This window comes from Bacillus sp. RC51 (assembly GCF_044908115.1).
GTDB lineage: Bacteria > Bacillota > Bacilli > Bacillales > Bacillaceae_G > Bacillus_A > Bacillus_A mycoides.
The window spans coordinates 64,217-85,895 of the sequence record NZ_JBIYCW010000005.1 but is presented as its reverse complement, the minus strand read 5'-3'; the positions used below and the strand labels follow the sequence as shown (position 1 = coordinate 85,895).

At 35.9% G+C, this 21,679-nt stretch carries 21 protein-coding genes; 5 read left to right on the top strand and 16 right to left on the bottom strand.

Annotated features, from left to right (window positions below; all coding sequences use genetic code 11):
• Positions 1-274 precede the first annotated feature (274 nt).
• From ABH959_RS12650 to hutP, 8 genes are all read right to left on the bottom strand, one after another.
• Positions 275-1,849, bottom strand: a complete 1,575-nt coding sequence (locus ABH959_RS12650; RefSeq protein ID WP_113936946.1) for an FMN-binding glutamate synthase family protein — start codon at positions 1,847-1,849, stop codon at positions 275-277.
• Between the two features lie 71 nt (positions 1,850-1,920).
• The gene (locus ABH959_RS12645; RefSeq protein ID WP_113936945.1) at positions 1,921-3,048 is read right to left on the bottom strand and encodes an alkene reductase; all 1,128 of its coding nucleotides are present in this window, start codon (positions 3,046-3,048) and stop codon (positions 1,921-1,923) included.
• Between the two features lie 601 nt (positions 3,049-3,649).
• Positions 3,650-4,111, bottom strand: a complete 462-nt coding sequence (locus ABH959_RS12640; protein WP_170935206.1) for a CarD family transcriptional regulator — start codon at positions 4,109-4,111, stop codon at positions 3,650-3,652.
• A gap of 291 nt (positions 4,112-4,402) precedes the next feature.
• Positions 4,403-5,374 (bottom strand): formimidoylglutamase, encoded by a 972-nt coding sequence (gene hutG / locus ABH959_RS12635; protein WP_404492663.1) that lies wholly within the window; start codon positions 5,372-5,374, stop codon positions 4,403-4,405.
• A complete protein-coding gene (gene hutI / locus ABH959_RS12630) occupies positions 5,353-6,624 on the bottom strand; it encodes an imidazolonepropionase (RefSeq protein WP_000887531.1) in 1,272 nt (423 codons plus the stop codon). The genes hutG and hutI overlap by 22 nt, the downstream gene beginning before the upstream one ends.
• A 12-nt stretch (positions 6,625-6,636) precedes the next feature.
• Positions 6,637-8,295: a urocanate hydratase gene (hutU, locus tag ABH959_RS12625; RefSeq protein WP_002137750.1), complete on the bottom strand. Its 1,659-nt coding sequence runs from the start codon at positions 8,293-8,295 to the stop codon at positions 6,637-6,639.
• Between the two features lie 23 nt (positions 8,296-8,318).
• A complete protein-coding gene (gene hutH / locus ABH959_RS12620) occupies positions 8,319-9,836 on the bottom strand; it encodes a histidine ammonia-lyase (protein ID WP_002033511.1) in 1,518 nt (505 codons plus the stop codon).
• A 102-nt stretch (positions 9,837-9,938) separates the two neighbouring features.
• A complete protein-coding gene (gene hutP, locus ABH959_RS12615; RefSeq protein WP_000926519.1) occupies positions 9,939-10,379 on the bottom strand; it encodes a histidine utilization transcription antiterminator HutP in 441 nt (146 codons plus the stop codon).
• Between the two features lie 202 nt (positions 10,380-10,581).
• Here hutP and ABH959_RS12610 point away from each other — a divergent pair, with 202 nt between their 5' ends.
• A complete protein-coding gene (locus tag ABH959_RS12610) occupies positions 10,582-11,529 on the top strand; it encodes a class I SAM-dependent methyltransferase (protein ID WP_404492662.1) in 948 nt (315 codons plus the stop codon).
• 13 nt (positions 11,530-11,542) lie between these two features.
• Here the strand turns inward: ABH959_RS12610 and ABH959_RS12605 are convergent, their stop codons facing one another.
• A complete protein-coding gene (locus ABH959_RS12605; RefSeq protein WP_404492661.1) occupies positions 11,543-12,115 on the bottom strand; it encodes a DJ-1/PfpI family protein in 573 nt (190 codons plus the stop codon).
• The gene (locus tag ABH959_RS12600) at positions 12,112-12,687 is read right to left on the bottom strand and encodes an AAA family ATPase (protein ID WP_404492660.1); all 576 of its coding nucleotides are present in this window, start codon (positions 12,685-12,687) and stop codon (positions 12,112-12,114) included. The genes ABH959_RS12605 and ABH959_RS12600 overlap by 4 nt, the downstream gene beginning before the upstream one ends.
• 253 nt (positions 12,688-12,940) lie before the next feature.
• On the opposite strand from ABH959_RS12600, the gene ABH959_RS12595 reads away from it, so the two are divergent.
• Positions 12,941-13,237, top strand: a complete 297-nt coding sequence (locus ABH959_RS12595; RefSeq protein ID WP_002014228.1) for a hypothetical protein — start codon at positions 12,941-12,943, stop codon at positions 13,235-13,237.
• A 103-nt stretch (positions 13,238-13,340) separates the two neighbouring features.
• Positions 13,341-13,772, top strand: coding sequence for a DUF2621 domain-containing protein (locus tag ABH959_RS12590; protein WP_404492659.1), 432 nt, complete (start codon positions 13,341-13,343; stop codon positions 13,770-13,772).
• Between the two features lie 134 nt (positions 13,773-13,906).
• On the opposite strand, the gene ABH959_RS12585 is transcribed toward ABH959_RS12590, so the two are convergent.
• Both ABH959_RS12585 and ccdA read right to left on the bottom strand, forming a co-directional pair.
• Positions 13,907-14,413 carry a CcdC family protein gene (locus ABH959_RS12585; protein WP_002014224.1) on the bottom strand — a complete coding sequence of 169 codons (507 nt, stop codon included), beginning with the start codon at positions 14,411-14,413 and terminating at the stop codon, positions 13,907-13,909.
• Positions 14,414-14,503: 90 nt separating this feature from the next.
• Positions 14,504-15,211, bottom strand: a complete 708-nt coding sequence (ccdA, locus tag ABH959_RS12580) for a cytochrome c-type biogenesis protein CcdA (protein ID WP_001152684.1) — start codon at positions 15,209-15,211, stop codon at positions 14,504-14,506.
• A 487-nt stretch (positions 15,212-15,698) separates the two neighbouring features.
• Between ccdA and ABH959_RS12575 the strand changes: the two genes are divergently transcribed.
• Together ABH959_RS12575 and ABH959_RS12570 are read left to right on the top strand one after the other, a co-directional pair.
• Positions 15,699-16,607: an EamA family transporter gene (locus ABH959_RS12575; RefSeq protein WP_002137757.1), complete on the top strand. Its 909-nt coding sequence runs from the start codon at positions 15,699-15,701 to the stop codon at positions 16,605-16,607.
• 88 nt (positions 16,608-16,695) lie between these two features.
• A complete protein-coding gene (locus ABH959_RS12570) occupies positions 16,696-17,856 on the top strand; it encodes a M20 peptidase aminoacylase family protein (protein WP_113936938.1) in 1,161 nt (386 codons plus the stop codon).
• Between the two features lie 22 nt (positions 17,857-17,878).
• On the opposite strand, the gene ABH959_RS12565 is transcribed toward ABH959_RS12570, so the two are convergent.
• The 4 genes from ABH959_RS12565 to alsR all read right to left on the bottom strand — a co-directional run bounded on the left by ABH959_RS12565 (position 17,879) and on the right by alsR (position 21,563).
• A complete protein-coding gene (locus ABH959_RS12565; protein WP_113936937.1) occupies positions 17,879-18,826 on the bottom strand; it encodes an ABC transporter permease in 948 nt (315 codons plus the stop codon).
• Positions 18,819-19,730 carry an ABC transporter ATP-binding protein gene (locus ABH959_RS12560; RefSeq protein WP_113936936.1) on the bottom strand — a complete coding sequence of 304 codons (912 nt, stop codon included), beginning with the start codon at positions 19,728-19,730 and terminating at the stop codon, positions 18,819-18,821. The genes ABH959_RS12565 and ABH959_RS12560 overlap by 8 nt, the downstream gene beginning before the upstream one ends.
• A gap of 94 nt (positions 19,731-19,824) precedes the next feature.
• Entirely contained in the window at positions 19,825-20,400 is a 576-nt protein-coding gene (locus tag ABH959_RS12555) for an FtsX-like permease family protein (RefSeq protein WP_113936935.1), read from the bottom strand.
• Positions 20,401-20,654: 254 nt separating this feature from the next.
• Positions 20,655-21,563, bottom strand: coding sequence for an acetoin biosynthesis transcriptional regulator AlsR (gene alsR, locus ABH959_RS12550; RefSeq protein WP_002033496.1), 909 nt, complete (start codon positions 21,561-21,563; stop codon positions 20,655-20,657).
• Positions 21,564-21,679: the final 116 nt, after the last annotated feature.

Below are 21,679 nucleotides of genomic sequence, written 5' to 3'. Positions count from 1 at the left end.
TTTAAATATTGATTTTATGATTTTGACTATCCTTCAAAAAATATCTTGAATTCGAGATTTATTATAGTCTAATTAGTTTTTATTGTCAATGCGGATATCATTTCATTTTTTCATCAAAAACAATATTCTGATAACTCATCTCCATCAAACAATTTGTTTGAAAAAGAGCAACCGAAAAGCGGGAACATTCATGTAATAAATTTCTACTTTTCCCATAACCAAAAAAGCCATACAAATGTATGACTTTTTTGATTTTTTTTGTTCAGCTACATATTTACTTCCCAATTACGGAAGGAAACAATTCCGAAAGTGGAACTACTCTCCCCATCTCATCTTTAAACACAATATGCTCTCTCGTTAAATGGCGTGGGCTCTTTACCCCTGCTGCTGCCGCTAATGAAAACAAACTATATCTCATACTAATAACATAGTTCATTACTCGCCATTTTTTCTCATACGGATCTAATGCTTTTTGGTAGTGTGGATTCGTAGTTGCAACCCCCGATGGGCATTGCCCTGAATTACATTGAAGTGCCATAATACAACCACTTGCCATCATGAATCCACGTGCTGAATTTACGGCATCTGCACCGATAGCTAAAGCAATCGCTACTTTATCTGGCGTGATTAATTTCCCGGAGGCAAACACCTTTAATTTATCCCTGACACCGTAATGATTTGCTGTATCAATAAATGTAAGTAGTGCCGGTATAAGCGGAAGCCCCATACTATCTGCCATCGATTTATATGTTGCCCCTGATCCACCTTCTGAACCGTCGATTGTAATAAAATCTGGATAGATGTTTAATTCTTTCATTGCTTTTAATAAATCTTCCAAAGGCTTCTGTTGACCAATTACAATTTTCATACCCACTGGTTTACCACCGTTTTCTTGTAAATCTTGAATAAAATATAAAGCCTCTGCGGCACTACTAATAAATGAAAAACGATTTGGCGAATTAATCGTTTCTCCTTCTCGTACTTTCCGAACGGAAGCGATTTTCTCATTTACCTTCTGTCCTTCTAAATGACCACCACGTATTTTTGCTCCTTGCCCAAATTTCAATTCAAACGCTTTAATATTACTTTCTTTCGCCTTCTCCATAAATTCCTTCATCGAAAAATTCCCGTCCTCGTCACGGTATCCAAATAATCCCGGACCAATTTGGGCAATGATATTTGCACCCGTATGTAAATGTTCTGGAATGACACCCCCTTCCCCAGTATTAATCCACGAACCACCTGCCATTTTTGCACCAAACCCAGCTGATAAAATATAATTTTCTCCAATCGCACCGTAAGATGTCGCTGACGCTCCAAACATCCCATACAGTTTCCATGGATATTTACGATTTTCGCCGACTACAATTGCATCATCTTCTTCATACAACCAAAGGTTTGTTGTATCCGCTGTCAATTTTTCTCTTCTTGAAAATAACCCTTCTTTATGAATCATATATTTTTTCCCCTCACGTTCTTGCGTGAGATTCACACTTAATTCATCTGTTAATGTGGGGAATAATGTATTAGCAATATAATAGCCAGATTCCTCAAAATCTCGTTTTGATCCAAAACCAAGTATTTCAGAACGGTATTTTGCTAGAAACATAACACTTTGAAAATCGTAGCGCGAAAAGGGCTTTCCGTCAGTATCATGATCAAACCAATATTGCCGAAATTCCGGGCCTATTTTTTCGAGCAAATAGCGCATTCTACCTAAGTATGGATGCAGTTTTAATATAGAATGATGCGTCCGTTTTTTAATAAAAAATGTAATGATAAAAAAGACAATTAAAAGTAGCATCAAAAAGAGCAATATACTAATAATAATGAGTAGCGCTTCACTCATTCCGCTTCCCCCTATATATGAAATTCCATAATAAAAAGAGAACACTCCATGTGTTCTCTTTTTATCCTTATTCACACTAACGTAGCAAGATGCTCTTTCGCGTCATATTCAACCAAACTTTCAGCATTTTTAATTCGCTGAACAAAATCTGGATTAGCGATTAATGGTCTTCCGAACGCCGCTACATCAATTGTTCCTTCTTGCAGTGCTTCTTCTGCCTCTTTCGGATTCAAATTACCTACTCCTACGATAGTACCATCCCAATACTTTCTTACTAATTGATGAAAATTCTTGCCGTCAGCAATAACTTGCGTATAATTCATCGTTGAAGGGTGAATCATCGTTAATCCAACTTCTTTAAACATATTTACAAACGTTTCAATTGCAAGTTCAGGATGTTCCCACATATAAGTAGGATTATCACCTTTAAAGGCAGAGAAGCGAAGAAGCGTTTTATCAGCTCCAACTGCTTCAATTACAGCCTGAACAACTTCTTTCATAAACGTTAACCTTTGTTTTAAGTCACCGCCGTATTTATCAGTACGCTTATTCGCAAATTCATAAGTAAATTGGTCAATTAAATATCCGTGTGCACCGTGAATTTCTACACCATCAAATCCAGCTTCTATCGCATTCTTTGCGGCTTGTGCATATTGACCGATAACTTCTTTTATTTCTTCTATTGTCATTGCTTCTGGTGTATCAAACGGTTTACGAAAACGCGGAACATTCCCCTCCGCAGCAATAGCAGAAGGTGCTTGCGGCATTTGACCACCAATTATTTCGTGATGACTCATACGTCCAACATGCCATATTTGAGCAATAATCGTTCCACCTTCTTTATGTACTGCCTCTGTAACAGGTTTCCAAGAATCGACTTGCGCTTGTGTATAAATACCTGGTACTCCTGGATTCCCTTTTGCTCTCTGACTAATGACAATTCCTTCTGTAATAATTAGTCCAATCCCATCAGCAGCACGTTTTCGGTAATATTCGACTACGTCAGCACCAACGACTCCAGTCTCATTATTTGCAAAACATCTCGTCATCGGTGCCATCGCTATGCGATTACGAAGAGACCAAGATCCAATTTGAATCGGATGAAATAACTTCGTTTCTTCAATATTTTCAAAAGACCCCCAAGCGTTTATATTTGTTCCTTCATAAATACTTGCCGCTTTATTATTTGAACTTGTCATTTTTCTTCCCCCTAAAAAAATCTAACTATAATCGCATCATACTTACTTTTAGATAGTAACGTCAATTTATACGTCTTTACCATTAAAGATTCGAATATTAAACAAACAGAATGATAAAAACAAAAATTAAAAAGGTTTCCTAAGTAGGAAACCTTTTTTAGTTGACCATATAAGGCTAACAATTCGTTTATCTCTTTTAAATAAAGAAAATAAACAATTATTATCTCCTCACATATGGAAAATCTCTTAACAATAGAAGTGGGAGTGGTTCAGTATTCTTCTAAAAATAATAACTTATATACCTAAAACAATGAAAGCCCTACCTCTCTTTCATCCTTACGGCTCCTCGTCCGTGCCAGTGTGAATCAGGATTGCAAAAATCAAGTAACTATTTTATTGAGTTATTTAATTAAACTTCGAACATTCGTAAAAGAAATTAAAAAATAAAAATGGATTAAATTGTAGTAATAACAAAAGAGGTTAATGCTCTAAAAGTGGTTTGAAAGAGTTGAATGTCTTTGAAATGATTGATTTTCTATAATTATATTCCCAAAAAATTCAAGATCTTTTTTGGGATGTAATACATTATCTACAATGAATCTTAACAAAAGCTTTTTATTTGATTTTCTGTGATACCTTCAATTAATCCCAGCTCACTAATCAAAAATTCATGTGCGTTATCTAACATTTTCTTTTCGCTTGCATTAAGTGCTTTTTCTTTCTGCATACGTAATAAATCACGTACAACTTCAGCACCTTCTTGTATTTTACCCGTTTTTATTTTATCAGTGTTTAATTTATACCTTTGTTTCCACGTAAGTAATCTATCTGATTCCCCATGCTGAAAAATATCTATTATGTTTGTTAATGCCTTTATATCTGTAACTGGTCGTATATTTGAACTCAATATTTTCCCCATAGGAATCATTACTTCCATATTACTAGCCGACATTTTTATAACATAATACTGTCTTTTTTCTCCTGAGATTTCCTTTTCTTCTATGGCTTTAATTATACCTGCTCCGTGCATTGGATAAACGATGTTATCGCCAATTTGAAACAAATAATCCACCTCCATATATGGTAACCTTCTCAATCTTAACACACATTTATTTTTTTAGCAAAATTTTTATAATATCACAAAATTATTTTCTATGTCAATTTATTTACACATAAAAATTCAAGCTGTACAGAAACACTAAAAAACCCGCGATTTTGTTACATTTCTACACCCATTTCCTCCAATTTTATATACCTTGTAAAACAAAAAAATACATCACTACATATAAGTAGCGATGTATTTTTATATACTGACAAAGACGGTTGCTTCAAAACTTCACACACGATCCTTCGCTTATATACTAACCTGTTTACTAATCGTTTCTCGCGCTAAAAGAAAACTCATAATCACTTGCGCAGCTACTCTACTCGTCATATCCCTAAAATCAAGAGTTGGATCAATTTCTACTATATCCATCCCTTGAACGAGTGGCTCTTTACCCAGGAATTCAATTGCATCAAGTAAAGTTGTACTATCCATCCCACCAGGGCCAATTGCTGGACAGCCTGGCGCAAACGCTTGGTCTAGTACGTCCATATCAAGGGAAATATAAATAGAAGTCACATCTTGTTTTCTTAATACTTCAATACTTTCTGAAATAAGATCTTTTATTTTTCGCTCTCTTACATCTTTCATTGTATACACTGTCACGCCATGCTCTTTTGCATATTCATGGTACGCTCGTGCATTTGAAAAATTACGAATCCCAATTTGAACGAGTTGTTTTCCTGTAATCACATCATTTTCTAGCAAACTACGGAACGGTGTACCATTTGATGGACCACCATCATCTAAATTACGTAAATCATGATGAGCATCAAATTGAATAATACCGACCTTCCCTTTACTATTTGCAAAACCAGTTATACTCGGAAAACTAATCGAGTGATCACCACCAAGAACGATTGGTATCATTTTCGGATTTACTTTCGTCAAGTGACCAACTGTTTTCGCAATTCGGTTATGACTCTCTTTTATATCTGTCACATGCATCGTAATATCACCGCAATCATGAAGAACACTTTCTTTCATATCGTGTTCTTCTGTAATTGCGTACGTGCTATATGCATCCAACATTGAACGAATTGTTTTTGGCGCAAAACATGCTCCTGAATGACTAATAGATGGTTTAGAAAGGGGCGCTCCAATTAAGGCAGCACCGAATATTTCCACTCCTTCCCCCCAATTTTTAATCATTTCGCTCCATTTCGTCACTTCACGATCGATAAACTTTGCATTTTTCTTTAAATAGTGGCCGTGCTCCACGATTGTTCACCTCTTGTATATGCGATATTCCCATTCTTCCATACTGTATTTACATGACTTACGCCGTAATGGTACGGTACGTAAGCGTAATTATAAGCATCCCATAAAACTAAATCCGCCTTACGACCAACTCTAATTTTCCCAGCTACATCGCCTCGATTAATGGCATAAGATGAGTTCACTGTTACCGCATTCCAGACTTCTTCTGGTGTCATTTTCAGTTTCAGCATCGCAATGCTCATAATAAGCTGAATATTTTCAGTTGGACAGCTACCTGGGTTAAAGTCTGTAGCTAAAGCAACTGCAACACCTTCATCAATCATTTTGCGGCCGCGTGCGAAGCTTTCTTTATTTAAATAGAAAGTTGTTCCTGGTAATAAAGTTGCTACTGTATTAGAATTCGCAAGCATTTCAATTCCTTTATCAGAAGCGCCAACTAAATGATCCGCTGATGCTGCACCAATTTCAGCTGCTGCTTCTGCACCACCTAGAGGGTCGATTTCATCCGCGTGAATTTTCACGTCAAAGCCAAGCTCTTTCGCTTTTAATAAAAATTCTTTTGATTCTTCTACAGAGAACACACCTGTTTCACAGAAAATATCAACGAACTCAGCTAATTGCTTCTCTTTCATTTCTGGTAATAGATCTAGCATCCATTGTAAAAATTCTTTCGATCTTCCTTTATACTCTTTCGGAACTGCATGAGCGCCTAAAAATGTTGAAACTAAATCAATTGAATGCTCTTTTTGTAATTGTGCAGTTGCCTCTAATTGTTTCCATTCCGTCTCATCATCTAATCCGTAACCACTCTTCGCTTCTACGGTTGTTACACCGAAAGATAGCATACGGTCTAAATGGAATTTTGCTTTTTGAACAAGTTCTTCTTTCGACGCTTGTTTCGTTGCATTTACAGTTGAAAGAATACCTCCGCCTTGTTCTAAAATTTCCAAGTACGGAACTCCTTGTAGTTTTAGCGCGATTTCATTTTCACGAGATCCACCAAATACAAGATGAGTATGCGGATCAACAAGACCAGGAGAAACCATTTTCCCACCGCAATCAATAACCTCTTTCGCTTGTAATCCTTTAGCTTCTTCCGCTGTTCCAACGAAAGTAATTACACCATTTTCAATTCCAACCGCACCGTTTTCAATAACAGGAAGCGTATTCATCGCTTCCCGTCTTAACAAGCCATCTTCTTGATCCATTGTTAGTAATTGACCGATATTTATTAGTAAAGTGTCCAGCATGTTTCTTCCTCCTTATTTCATCATTGGAATGTTAACGCCTTTTTCTTTCGCAGTTTGAACCGCTAAGTCATAGCCTGCATCAACGTGACGAACAACACCCATACCAGGGTCAGAAGTTAATACGCGTTCAATACGTTTTGCCGCTGCTTCTGTTCCATCTGCAACGATAACCATTCCAGCGTGAAGTGAATAACCCATACCAACGCCACCACCGTGATGAACAGACACCCAGCTTGCACCGTTTACACTGTTAATTAATGCATTTAAAATTGGCCAGTCTGCTACTGCATCACTACCGTCTTTCATAGATTCTGTTTCACGGTTTGGAGATGCTACTGATCCACAATCTAAATGGTCACGGCCGATAACGATCGGTGCTGATAATTCACCATTAGCCACCATTTCATTAATAATGCGGCCAAATTTCGCACGCTCGCCATAACCAAGCCAACAAATACGTGATGGAAGACCTTGGAACTCAACTTGCTGACGTGCCATACGAATCCAATTACATAAATGCTCATTATCCGCGAACTCGCGTAAAATAACTTCGTCTGTTTTATAAATATCTTCTGGATCACCAGAAAGTGCTACCCAGCGGAATGGTCCTTTTCCTTCACAGAATAATGGACGGATAAATGCTGGAACGAATCCCGGGAAATCGAAAGCATTTTTTAATCCTTCATCGAAAGCAACTTGGCGAATGTTATTTCCGTAATCAAATGTAATCGCGCCTTTTTCTTGCATTGCAAGCATTGCTTCTACATGTTTTTTCATACTTTCTTTTGATAATTGTACGTAACGTTCTGGATCTTCTTCACGAAGCTTCGCTGCTTCTTCTACTGTGTAACCTACTGGAATATAACCGTTTAATGGATCATGAGCAGATGTTTGATCCGTAACTAAATCTGGCGTAATATTACGCTTCACTAGCTCTGGTAAAATCTCTGCCGCATTTCCTAGCAATCCAATTGAAATCGGTTCTTTCTTCTCTTTATACTCGTTCGCAATAGTTAACGCTTCTTCTAAAGACTCTGTATACAGATCACAATATCTCTTTTCAATACGACGATCGATACTACGCTTATCTACATCAATAGCAATTACAACACCGCCGTTCATCGTTACAGCAAGCGGTTGTGCACCACCCATACCTCCTAAACCAGCAGTAATCGTTACAGTACCTTTTAATGAACCATCGAAATGTTGACGTGCCGCTTCACCAAATGTTTCATATGTTCCTTGTAAAATCCCTTGTGTTCCAATGTAAATCCAGCTACCCGCTGTCATTTGTCCGTACATCATAAGACCTTTTTTCTCTAGTTCACGGAAGTGATCCCAGTTCGCCCACTTCGGTACTAAGTTTGAGTTCGCTAAAAGAACGCGAGGCGCATCTTCATGTGATTTAAAAATTGCTACCGGTTTTCCTGATTGAACAAGTAACGTTTCATCGTTTTCTAACGTTTTTAATGAATCAACAATTGCATGGTAGCTTTCCCAATTACGAGCTGCACGGCCAATTCCGCCATATACAACTAATTCTTCTGGTTTTTCAGCTACTTCAGGATCTAAATTGTTCATTAACATTCGAAGTGCAGCTTCTTGAACCCATCCTTTCGTTTGTAACTCAGTACCTCTTGCCGCACGAATTGTTTGTTGTACTTTTTCCATTTCAATCTCTCCCTTTTCTCGTTTTATAGTGCTGCATTTACATCCAATCTTTCCTTTATTGAATAATTCGTTTTTAACCAATGCGCGATATTTTCAATATCCGTTGAGAATATACGGTCATTTGTAATAGAAGGCACTTGCTGACGACCTTGATGATAGAACGTTTTTGTAACTGTACTCATGTTTTCAATTCCGCGATATTCTGCTGCTTGCATCGCACAGATCATCTCAATTGCAAGAACGCGTCTTGCATTTTGAATAATTTGATGCGCATGACGTGAAGCGATTGTTCCCATACTTACGTGATCTTCTTGGTTAGCTGAAGACGGAATTGAATCTACACTCGCTGGATGAGCTAACGTTTTATTTTCTGAAACGAGTGAAGCCGCTGCATATTGCATAATCATGGCACCTGATTGAAGTCCTGGTTCTGGACTTAAAAATGGTGGTAAGTCATTTAATTGCGGATTTACTAGGCGTTCAATACGGCGCTCTGAAATATTTGCAAGCTCCGCCATCCCTACTTTTAAGAAGTCCATTGCAAATGCAATCGGTTGTCCGTGGAAATTACCACCAGAGATTACTTTTTCCCCGCCATCAAAAATAAGTGGATTATCTGTTGCTGCATTCATTTCAATTTCTAATTTTTCTTTCACATAATTTAAAACTTGCCAAGAAGCACCGTGAACTTGCGGGATACAACGAAGTGAATATGCATCTTGTACACGAAGTTCTCCTTGTTTTGTCACAAGTTTACTATCATGAAGAATATCACGAATTCTGCTTGCCACTTCGACTTGCTCTTTATAACCACGCGCTTTATGAACATTTTCATCGAATGCATCAATAATGCCGCGTAATCCTTCCATTGTCATCGATGCAATTAATTCTGATTGATAAGCACTTGCTTCAGCTTCTATATAAGAAAGAACCCCTTGCGCTGTCATTGCCTGCGTACCATTGATTAACGCAAGACCTTCTTTTGCTTCAAGTTCAATAGGTTCAAGTCCTTCTTCTGTAAGAGCAACCATCGCATGAACTCGTTTTCCTTTGTAGAACACTTCACCTTCACCTAATAAAACGAGAGCAAGATGAGATAAAGGTGCTAAATCACCGCTCGCTCCTAGTGATCCTTGTTGCGGAACGACTGGATGAATTTTACGATTTACAAACTCAAGAAGCATGTTTACAACAAGTGGTCTAACACCCGATACTCCTTTTAACATCGTATTAGCTCGTAAGATTAACATACCGCGTGATACTTCTTCAGGGAATGGATCGCCTATTCCGCACGCATGTGACTGAATTAAGTTGTGCTGAAGTGCTTTTACATCATCTTTTTGAATAAGTACATCACTAAACTTTCCAAATCCAGTTGTAATACCGTAAACGACTTTTCCGTCCTCTACAATTTTCTCGACAACTTCGCGGCACTCTGCCACTTTTTGCATACTAGTTGGGCAAGCTGTTACACCTTCACCTTCAAGTAACAACCTCTTCATTTCTTCAACTGTCAATGTGTGTCCTGTTAACGTAATCATTCTTTTTCCTCCTTATAAAGGCAAAAGGGGACCTTATCTTTTTAAGACAGACTTCTGTCCTAAAAAATAAGGCCCCCTTCTAACTAATAGACTATGGGCAAATCATATGTGATTAATTCCTAAACCAATCGCCTCATGCTCAGATCCTTTTACAGGTGCACCAATCGTTCCATAAAGTGCAACAGCAACCCATTCGCCTTCTTTTTTTCCGTCGTATGGTGTACCGCGCACAATCGCAAAACGAAGTCCTACTGTACGAAGAACGTCTGCTAACTGAATTTGACCTCTCGTCACTCCGTACAAAGCTTCCATAATTGCATGATAAAGTGCATGTGTTTCTCTGTAAACATCTGTTTCAATAACTCGGTTGCTCTTAGCCGCTGTTTCCATTGCTGCTACTACTTTTTGCGAATTCATAGAACCAACTTTCCCAGTACAATATTTCCAACCTTTCGGAATAGATAATACGGGACTTTCATTCTCATCCGCAAGTGCCAACAGCATGGCCATACGACCAATTCGATGTGTTCCTTGAAGAAGCATGTGACTCTCTCATTTCTTTTGAATTATTTGAATATTACTTAATTTAAGAATATATGAAAACGGTTAAATCGTCAATAGTTTAAAATATTATTCAAGCAATTTTTTATCCCTCTCATACTTGTACTTGTGTACACAATTTATTTACAGATTTTTTTCAGACGTGCTATAGTCTCACTAACAGATGCAAAGGGGCGAAATTTCAGTGGCGAAGCGAAAAGATATTCATTTTCGAATTGAAGAAAAATTTCTTACAAGGTTTGAAGACGTACTCCATTACGAAGGTTTAAATAAAACAGACGTATTAACACATGCGATTCAGCAATTTTGCATAAAGGTGGAATGTGAAAAAATGAATGATGTAAAACGCCAATACAACGTTAGTGACCATTTACAAACACGTATCGATACGCATAAACATTACGAAGAAAAACAAGTGAATGTAGATGAAGTCGTCATTGAACATTTACAACTCCAAGGGGAAGAAAAAATATTAGAGGTCGGGTGTGCTAACGGAAAATTTCTTTCCCTTTTGCAAACTAATGGTCATAAAGGACATCTAACTGGTTTTGATCAATCCGAAACTATGCTTTCTGAAGCTGCTATAACGAATAATATGATTGAATGGAAACTCGGTGACGCTAGTAAACTTCCTTTCGAAGCTAATTGTTATGACCTGCTAATCGCAAGGCATATGTTATACCACATGAAAGATGTCGAAAAAACTATTCAAGGATTCCATAAGATAATTCGTCCTGGCGGCGCCCTTTTAGCTACAACAAATTCTAAAGTTTCATTACCTCGTATAGATGAAATGTGTAACAAAATGTTAGTCACATTTGATTTACCAAAAACATCACCGTCAGTAGCTCCATTTTGTTTAGAAAATGGTAAAGATCTATTGCACTCTGTTTTTTCAACTGTTGAAGAAACAATTATTCATAATGCACTTGTTTTTCATCATGCCACTCCAATCGTTAACTATATTTCTAGCATGTTCCCGTCGTTGAATATACCTGATAATATGTCCCTTCACATCGAAATGAAGGACTGGCTAAAAAAAGAAATAGAAAATGAATTAACAATTCATAACAGTATATGGAGCGATCCGAAAACGTTAGTGATTTATCGATGTAAAAAAGAAAAGAGCTAGCATTCGCTAGCTTTTACACGTTTTCCGGTAAAAGATTCTCCATCATTATATTGCCCTTTCCGCTATAAAAATTTGTATTATGTTCATTCACTACTCCAAAATAGGAGGCAATCGCTAGTCCAAATGGCACAAATGCATGTCCTTGTGCTGTAATAATATTTGCGTGCTGTACAACTTCTGTATACACAAAATTTTCTACTGGAAAACAATCTAATTTTTGATAATCTATGGTCACTGTATAAGAGATTTCTTTAAATAAACCTGCTTTTGCTAATGCATACGGCCCAGCACAAATCGCTGCCACTAACTTTTCTCCCTCAGAAAATTGACGAATAACTGAAAAAAGCAGTTCTGCCTCTTTCATATGTATTGCATCTCCGCCTGGAATGATAATCCCCTCATATTCTTCTACACACACTTCACTTAATTCTATATGCGGCTGTACTTGTAAGCCTGTTTCACTTATAATCAATTCTTTTGTTAAACCCGCTGTAATGATTTCATATTTCTTTTTCAGCAATGCTGTTGCTACCGTTATTTCAAACTCTGCAAATGTCGGGTATACGAATAATAATATTTTTTTCATAGCCTTTTCTCCCTTAGCCACCCTATAAAATATGCCTCTAATTCGTCCACTGATAATATATTAGTGTCCACATAAGTTACGGAAAATTGTTTATACCATTCTTTTTCAACTTCTACTAATTTAAATTGTTCCTCAAATGTACTTCGATTTCTTGTCCTATCATTATTTCTCCTATCATACAAACTCTCTTTCGAAACATCTAAATAAAAAATTGCATCCGAACGGCATTCTCTTAATTTATACAATTCATCTTTTAATTCTGTTTCTATATCCCACTCTTTCCCTATCATCTTCGGATAAAAGAGTGTATAAAATTCAATATCTTCTGGTCCGCGGTCAAAAATCATGACTGATTTCACATTTTGAAACTCTTTTATTTTTGCTTCAATAAACATTTTTTGATTTGTAATAAACCCCTCTTTTGTGTAAATATCCAAATTTAATTCTTTCCGCTTTTCTACAATTGGATAAGGGTTTTCATATATAACTGAAAGCCCACATCGCTCTAAGCTTTTGGCCAATGTTGTTTTTCCACTTGCCATCGGTCCTTGGAGTGAAATTACGTATGTCATCTCTCTCATTCCCTTGTACTGTAATACATAAATAATAAACAGAATTTTGAAAACTATCAACAAGATATATATCATCTTGTTTCTTATTCTTATCTAACTTATAATAAAAAATAGAGATTATGACGGACGCAAAATAATGTAAGCTTGGAAATCCAAGCTTACATTATTTTTTGCTTTCCCTTTTCTTATAAAAAGAGTATACTAGATTAGAACGTATGTTCTTAATAATTACATACAGTAAGGAGATAGAACAATGGTATACGACACAAAAGCAATTTCTTGGAATGCATCTTTAAAACAACTTCAACGCCGCTATACAAACAAACAAGTTGACCGAAAAGAATTTGAAGATATTGAACTAATGGAATTCTTCCGCGATAACGACTACATTCCTTTACCTACACATATAAGCGGCCTATCAACAGCACGTTTTACTTCTTACTCTATTTTCACAACTGAAGATAAAGATCGTAAAGTTGGCACACTCATCATTGAATATGTAGAAAATGACAATGATATTTTATGTGTTGAACAACTATACTTCGTTTAAACTACAACGCTTGGTCAAATTGACCAAGCGTTCTTGCTTTCTATGAATCTCACTGTTTATAATATGAATAAAAGAAAACCGCAATCATTAAGGGGGGATACACTTGCTCGAAGGATGGTTCAGTTGGTTTATTGTATTATGGACTGTTATTTTATTAGGACTTATGTCTATCGGTGGATACTTTATGTTCAGAAAATTTTTAAAACGATTACCGAAAGAAGACGGTATGTCCATTTTAGATTGGGAAGAGCATTACATAAATAAAACGAGACATTTATGGGCTGACGAACAAAAACAATTGTTAGAAGAACTAGTAAGTCCCGTTCCTGAACTATTTCGTGATGTTGCCAAATCAAAAATTGCCGGTAAAATTGGGGAACTTGCAATAAAGGAAAACGCTCCAAAAATTACACAAGATTTAATCATACAAGGATATATCGTTGCCACACCGAAGCGCGACCATAAATTTTTAATTAAGAAACTTCAAGAAAAAAAGATTGATTATTCAAATTACAAATCTTTACTTGCAAAATAATCTTCATTTTTTATTTCCCTATTTTCGACAAGTTACGTTTTATACGTCGTGGTTGGGACAGAAGGTGCTAACCATACCAATAAAAAATACAGCGTCAAAGACGCTGTATTTTTTATTTTATACATGTACAATTTTCACGTCAACTTCATATCTTTTTCGTTATAAAAACCGTCTTCTTTTTCCATTTCCTTCTGTAATTTCGTAAAGGAACGGTACATTGCAATTCTCCATGAAACGATCATTGCAAACGCAAGTAAGAAGAACATGCCACTAAGTTGTCCTAAATCAAGAGATTGGCTTAAGTATGTTTTAAATACAATCCGCACGACAAGTAATCCAATTAGTATAAAAACAAATGCTTTTGAACGCTTCAAATAAATCTCTTGTCCTCTAATTTCAAATTTAGATGTTTTAATAAGAAAAATAGAGAAAAACAAACCGACGCCAATTGCTTCTAACATTTCTGCTGGAGTTAATCGAAATTCAGGAAAAACAAACATCAACGCTCCCGTGCTCATAAAAAATGGGGGAAGTATAATTTTTTTCAATGTTGCAGGTTTCTTAGCTGCTTTTAAACGAATAAACATCGCACCGACAGCCATACAAACAGCAACGATACTTGATAACAGAACTATGTTCATATTTTCTCATCCTTTTTTGTGGCTATATGCAAAATATAATTTTATTATATGCTTTTCCGTTAGTATTTCCAACATTTTCACAGAATAATACTAAAAACCGGTAAAACCACCAAATAAACTTGAGAAATATACGATAATTTTCGTCATCCAGTTAAAATATAGGAAGATACCCATGACAATCATAACGTATCCTCCAATCTTCATGAATTTCATACTATTTCTTTTAATCCAAGACATTTTCGTAATAAAGAATGAAAGTACGAAAAACGGGATAGCAAATCCAAGTATGTAAGCAATCATATAAATCATTGCCGATTCTGGATTTGTTGCAGCTAATCCAATTACAGACACTAATATAGGTCCAGTACAAGGTGTCCATCCAGCAGCAAAAGCCAATCCAATTAAAACTGAACCAAAATAACCACTCGGACGATTTTTAAACGTAAATTTACGGTCTTGCATTAAAAACTTCGGTTTAAACACACCGACAATAATAAGACCAAACACGATGATAAATATACCGCCTAACTGTCTAATTAAATCTTTATAATTTGTAAAGATGCCTCCAATAAAACTTGTACCAAATCCAATTGCAATAAAAATAATTGAAAAACCAAGTAAGAAAAACGCTGTATGTATCATACTTCTTTTGCGAAGCATTGCATTTTCTTCTTTCAATTCAGAAACCGACATACCTGTTATGTATGATAAAAATGCCGGATAAAGCGGTAAGCAACATGGGGATATAAATGATAAGAACCCAGCTCCGAACGCTAAAAAAATACTAATATCTTGCATTATTCCACTCCTCTCCTCTTCAATATTGTAGCAAAAACAATTGAAAATACTATGGACATTTCATGAATTCACTTTTCCAACATGACAATAAGAAAAACTACCCTTTCACACATTTTCTAATAAAACGTTTTCATTCCCTTCTATTATATAGAAAAATCTCAATTGAATTATGAAACTCTTTCTAATTGTTACTAACATAACAAAGGTTCCACAGTTTCTCAAATGATTAGCACATTACAATTGACTTCACACCTATTGGCCTTAAAATTTTTTTTCAAATGCTGTCTTTATACAACATAAAGCTGATTTTACAATACTTTAATTATTATTAATTTCAAGATTATGCATAAATATCATACTTTTATTATTATTCTATAAAATTTTGCACTTTTCTTTCATTTGACCCTTCATTTTTAATTTTGTATACTTCCCTCTAGTTATATATGTCCGTTACGGAACAATTTCATATAGATGGGAGGAATTTTTCATGCTTCGTTATTCTCTTTTAGTTTTATTAGGAGCGTGTAGTTATGGGGTTTTAGCTATTTTTGTTAAACTTGCATATGCAGAAGGGTTTTCACTTGGAGAGGTAATTGGTAGCCAGTATTTGTTCGGTTGGATTATTTTACTTGCTATTACACTTCTATTTTCTAGACATCGTGTTCCACTAAAACAAATGTTAATTTTATTCGTCGCAGGAACGTCTGCAAGTTTTACTGGAATTTTTTATTACGCTTCTTTAAAAACTGTACCAGCTTCTATTGCAATTATACTTTTATTCCAGTTCGTTTGGGTTGGGATTATCATTGAAGCAGTCGCAACAAAAACATTACCTTCAAGAGAAAAAGTTATTTCAGTAATCTTCTTACTTGCAGGTACATTTTTATCAAGTGGGTTATTAGAAACATCAGCTGGTGATTTCGATACGACTGGAATCATTTTAGGCTTATTATCTGCTGTTACATTTGCAACATACATTTTCGTAAGCGGGAAAGTTGCCGTTGAAGTACCTTCTTTACCACGTGGTGTCCTTTTAATGGCTGGCGCTTTAACTTTAGTCATGATCGTATTCCCGCCAACATTTATTTTTAACGGGGCGATCTCTCAAGGCCTTTGGAAATACGGCTTAGGATTAGGAATATTTAGTATCGTTATTCCATCTATTGCCTTTACAATTGGCATTCCAAAAATCGGTTCTGGATTAGCAACTATTCTTGGTGCAGCAGAACTGCCAGTTACAACAATTATGTCTGTATTCGTTTTAAAAGAAGCTGTACTATCTTCACAATGGATCGGTGTATCACTTATTTTAATCGGTATCGCAATTCCGCAAATTGCATACGCAATGCGTGGACGTTATAAAAAACAGCATACTCATAAAAAAGTTGCCGCATAAAACGAGAGAGGATTTTCATTTGAGAATCCTCTCTTTTATTATTGTATAATTAATACAAATACTTCACTTAAGAAAGAGGGCATAATAAGTGGCATCTATTCCTGATCAATTAACAGAAAAACTTATTTCCATTCGTCGGCATTTACATGAAAATCCAGAACTATCATACGAAGAATTTGAAACGACAAAAGCGATAAAAAATTGGTTAGACGAGGCCAATATCACTATTATTGATTCCAATTTAGAGACAGGAGTTATCGCTGAAATTTCTGGTAATAAAAAAGGACCGGTTGTAGCGCTTCGTGCTGATATCGATGCCCTTCCTATCCAAGAAGAAACAGACCTTCCATACACTTCAAAAATACAAGGTAAAATGCATGCTTGTGGGCATGATTTTCATACAGCTGCTGTATTGGGTGCGGCTTACTTATTAAAAGAAAAAGAAGCTTCTCTTAACGGAACTGTCCGCCTTATATTCCAGCCAGCTGAAGAAAGTAGTAATGGTGCTTGCAAAGTTATTGAGGCTGGGCATTTACGTGGCGTGCAAGCTATTTTCGGTATGCATAATAAACCTGATTTACCAGTAGGTACAATCGGTATTAAAGATGGGCCACTAATGGCCGGAGTCGATCGATTTGAAATTGAAATCCATGGTGTTGGTACACATGCAGCTGTGCCTGATGCCGGCGTCGATCCTATCGTTGCATCATCTCAAATCGTGATGGCACTTCAAACGATTGTAAGCCGAAATATTAGTTCTTCTCATAACGCTGTCGTAAGTGTAACAAACATTCATTCAGGGAATACGTGGAACGTTATTCCCGAAAAAGCAATATTAGAAGGAACTGTCCGTACATTCCAAGCTGAAACACGTGAAAAGATTCCGGCATTAATGAAACGTATCATTAATGGCGTTTCTGATGCACTAGGTGTAAAAACAGAATTTCGATTTTACCCAGGTCCTCCTGCTGTTCAAAACGATAAAGTACTCACTGATTTTTCTATTCATATTGCAGAGAAAATGAATCTAAACGTTATCTCTCCTACACCATCAATGGCAGGAGAAGACTTTTCTTTTTACCAACAAGAAATACCAGGTTCATTCGTCTTTATGGGAACAAGTGGTACACATGAATGGCATCATCCAGCTTTTACAGTAGATGAAAAAGCATTGCCTATTAGCGCAGAGTATTTCGCCTTATTAGCCGAAGAGGCTATTCACCAATTAGCACATACAAAAAGCCGTTAAGTTAATCCTTAACGGCTTTTGCTTATGCTGTTAAATCTCGTTTTATAAATACTGTATAGGAAATCCCTAAAAATACAGCTAAGTATAGAAGAAGCATACAAGAAGCAAATGGGAATGTTACTCCATCAATAAAGCTTCCACCCTTTAAAAGCCCATATAAATCTGTATTCGCTGGTAATAAATATTTCGCCCATTCATATCTTGCTGCCGGAATTAGCGCTATTCCCCCTGACAATGCAAGAAATAAAGAAATCCCGATTGCACCTCCGCTCGATCTCGTTAAAACGGAAATCATAAAGGCAAATGCAGCATACACAAGAGTTGGTAACCAAGATAAAATATAATATTTACTTGCTTCTACGAAAATATTTTGTTTTATTATATTTCCATTTTGAACGACAAATTCAGCCCAAGCTGGTTGTTGGAATTTATAAATAATCAACCCGCATAATACGGAAAAAATCATATTAAATATAAATAATAATGCCGCAAATATAACGATTGCCAAAAACTTAGATGTTAAAATTTTAAATCGGCTCGCTGGACGAATTGTTAAAAATTTATATGTTCCCCAGCTATATTCATTCGCAAAAATCGTACTCGCATATACGAGAATAAACGGAAGTAAAATTGGAAATACGATAAAACCTGTATCTCTCATAAATGAAAGCGGAGAACTACTTGCTGGTGCTGTATTCGTATCTAAATGCTTCATTTTAAGCTGGTATTCCTTTACAAGCTCGTCTCCTGACTTTTCTGTTAAAATATCCTCTTTTTTCATGCCGAGCTTTTTCTCAATTTCTACAGTGCGTTCTGTATAATCCGCTTTCCACCCTTTTGTTTCTGGCTCTAAATATTTTACCGTAACCCATCCTAATCCAATAATTAATACCGCAATAACTGCAAAAGGAATAATCGTTCGCTTTCGCTTAAATATTTTATACAGCTCGTTATAAACTAAATTAAACAATATCTTTTCCTCCTGTTAATTCTAAAAACTGCTCTTCTAGCGTTTTTCTTTCTTCATATACACGATAAACTTGAATGTTTTTCTCCATCAATGTACGAAGAATATTTGGAACTTCTTCATCTTTCACGTTTATAATTAATTCGTTTTCTTTTACTAAAACATCGTATTCTAAAACCTCTGCCGCTTTATTCGCATCATCTACACGTATATGTATTTCTTCTGTTTCTTTCTTTTTATCACTTTGAATATTTTGTGTTGCGACATATTCTCCATGCTGAATAATAATAACCCTGTCACACATTAATTCAACTTCTGAGAGTAAGTGACTAGAAACAAGAACAGCTTTTCCTTGTTCATGCGCAATTTTCTTTATGTACATCCGCATTTCATGTATACCACTAGGATCTAATCCGTTCGTCGGTTCGTCTAGTATTAATACATCTGGATTATGTATAAGTGCCTGAGCAATTCCTAAACGCTGTCTCATACCGAGTGAATATGCTTTTACTTTACGGTCAATTACTTGTCCCATTCCTAACAATTGCACTACTTCATCGATACGCTCTTCAGTCACATTCCCATTCATTCGTCCGAAATATGTTAAATTTTCATAGCCGCTTAAGAAAGGATAAAATTCTGGTGTCTCAATTACAGCACCAATTTTCGCAGCAGTTTTTTCAAATTGCTGTTTTACAGATTGACCATCAATCCATACTTCTCCTTCTGTCATACGAATCATTCCGACCATCATTCGCATTAATGTCGTTTTTCCAGCACCATTTGGTCCTAATAAGCCAACTACTTCACCTTTTTTCACTTCAAAACTAATATTTTCTACTAACGTCTTTGAACCAATTCGCTTTGTTAATCGATCAACTTTTACGATCGCTTGCTCATTTATCATTCCATACAACCTTTCTTCTTAACTCTTTTTTTCAGTTCTTCCCACTGTATCATGATTAATAACATGTGTAAAATGAAGAAAAAGCCATGATTTCTCATGCCTTTCTCCTCGTTTCATATGACTTTTCACCCTTTAACCTTTGTGTAAACCTACAACATTGCCACATTGATATTATAATGACGGTTATCATAACAACTGCTGTTATCACTACCGCATACATCGGAATCGGTGCATTGGTTATCCCTTGGATTCCTACTGCTTTCATAAAAATAATAATAAATAATTTCAAAAATAACATACCATGAATTAATCCGAAAACAAAAGCTCCTCCGTAAGTTAATAATTGCTCCTGACATAATAAACATAACATTTCTTTTCTTGTCATCTTCACTACTTCATACGATTTAAACTCCTCTCTTCTTACCTGTAAAAGAGAGCTTGTCATTTTATATGTAACGAAAATACACACAAAAACTATAAATAGAAACATAGCATAAAACCACTTTACAAACATAGGTGTATATTCCGCTTTACTTATTACAGCTTCATTGAATCGGAATGATATCATAAAAAAACAAAGCATTGTATTCATAGCAATCCACATAAATTGTTTTAACCTTTGGGCAGCAAATGTTTGTATATTTTTTCTCGCTAACCGAAATAAAGACATAATTTCCCCCTACCTTGCTTCATAACATACGCATTCTATACTACTAGTGTATAAAAATATGACATTTTAAACATCGCACTTCAATCGGAATCTTTACTAAGCCTTTAGTCCTAGAAACCAAGCATATTTACCTCTTTAGCATTGAATAAAAAACAAAAAACGGAAATGCACTTTAGTTACATTTCCGTTTTTTTGTTTAACGAGGTGAACCTTTATATAACTTAATTATCATGACTGCCTTGTAACTCCATCAACTATTCAGCCTTCGCATCTTCCACTTCAATCCTTTTTTTCTCTCTTGCAATTTTCAAAAACTCTAACAACTCTGGATTGTTATTCATTTTTTTATAAGCCACTGACATTTCTGCAACAAAATTAGAATCACATAACTCTTTATATACAACTTCTGTTTTATACAATTTATTTGCGGATACAGGTATTACTGTAATTCCAATACCTGCTGCTACAAGCCCCATGACAGTTTGATACTCCGTTGCTTCTTGTACAATGTGCGGACTAAAACCTACATCGCGGCAAAGCGATAAAATTGTATCGTATAACGCTGGCCATACTGGTCTCGTAATAAATACGAACGGTTCATCCCTTAAATCTTCGATATGTATTTCGTCCTTTTCAGCAAGTGGATGTGCCTTCGGTAAGCATAACGTACACGAAAGTTTTTGAATTGGTTCTAACTCAAGTAATTGCGTTGGAATTGGCGGACGTAAAAATCCAATATCAATTCGATTATCATGAAGTGCATGCACCTGATCCGGTGTTGACAATTCATGTAATGCAACAGACACTCTTGGAAATTTCTTCCTATACTCCCTGACGATTGACGGTAAAATATCATATATCGCCGCACCTACAAAACCAATTGAAAGTGATCCAACTTCTCCCCTTTGAGCACTTTGTGCAACTTCTACTGCTTTTTCAATTTGTTCAAACGCTTTTTTCACTTCTTTTAAAAACATTTCTCCAGCTTCTGTTAATTCAACCTTTCTCTTCGTTCTTGAAAATAACATAACTCCCATTTCTTTTTCTAATTGCTGAATTTGTTGACTAAGCGGTGGTTGTGTCATTTGTAGACGAGCAGCCGCTCGTCCAAAGTGCAATTCCTCTGCCACTACAACAAAATATTGCAAATGCCGTAATTCCATTTTGGACACCCTTTTCATTTCCGATTAATACATCTAATATATTAATAACATATAATTTATATATTAGACAAATATTTCGAATGAACGTATAGTAGAAATTGTGAATTATTTTTTAC

What these genes read in the sequence shown, in the direction of transcription:
- ABH959_RS12650 (WP_113936946.1), bottom strand. Translation starts at nt 1,849, where the DNA reads ATGAGTGAAGCGCTACTCATTATTATTAGTATATTGCTCTTTTTGATG.
- ABH959_RS12645 (WP_113936945.1), bottom strand. Translation starts at nt 3,048, where the DNA reads ATGACAAGTTCAAATAATAAAGCGGCAAGTATTTATGAAGGAACAAAT.
- hutI (WP_000887531.1), bottom strand. Translation starts at nt 6,624, where the DNA reads ATGCTGGACACTTTACTAATAAATATCGGTCAATTACTAACAATGGAT.
- hutU (WP_002137750.1), bottom strand. Translation starts at nt 8,295, where the DNA reads ATGGAAAAAGTACAACAAACAATTCGTGCGGCAAGAGGTACTGAGTTA.
- hutH (WP_002033511.1), bottom strand. Translation starts at nt 9,836, where the DNA reads ATGATTACGTTAACAGGACACACATTGACAGTTGAAGAAATGAAGAGG.
- hutP (WP_000926519.1), bottom strand. Translation starts at nt 10,379, where the DNA reads ATGCTTCTTCAAGGAACACATCGAATTGGTCGTATGGCCATGCTGTTG.
- ABH959_RS12605 (WP_404492661.1), bottom strand. Translation starts at nt 12,115, where the DNA reads ATGAAAAAAATATTATTATTCGTATACCCGACATTTGCAGAGTTTGAA.
- ABH959_RS12600 (WP_404492660.1), bottom strand. Translation starts at nt 12,687, where the DNA reads ATGACATACGTAATTTCACTCCAAGGACCGATGGCAAGTGGAAAAACA.
- ABH959_RS12595 (WP_002014228.1), top strand. Translation starts at nt 12,941, where the DNA reads ATGGTATACGACACAAAAGCAATTTCTTGGAATGCATCTTTAAAACAA.
- ABH959_RS12585 (WP_002014224.1), bottom strand. Translation starts at nt 14,413, where the DNA reads ATGAACATAGTTCTGTTATCAAGTATCGTTGCTGTTTGTATGGCTGTC.
- ccdA (WP_001152684.1), bottom strand. Translation starts at nt 15,211, where the DNA reads ATGCAAGATATTAGTATTTTTTTAGCGTTCGGAGCTGGGTTCTTATCA.
- ABH959_RS12575 (WP_002137757.1), top strand. Translation starts at nt 15,699, where the DNA reads ATGCTTCGTTATTCTCTTTTAGTTTTATTAGGAGCGTGTAGTTATGGG.
- ABH959_RS12560 (WP_113936936.1), bottom strand. Translation starts at nt 19,730, where the DNA reads ATGATAAATGAGCAAGCGATCGTAAAAGTTGATCGATTAACAAAGCGA.
- ABH959_RS12555 (WP_113936935.1), bottom strand. Translation starts at nt 20,400, where the DNA reads ATGTCTTTATTTCGGTTAGCGAGAAAAAATATACAAACATTTGCTGCC.
- alsR (WP_002033496.1), bottom strand. Translation starts at nt 21,563, where the DNA reads ATGGAATTACGGCATTTGCAATATTTTGTTGTAGTGGCAGAGGAATTG.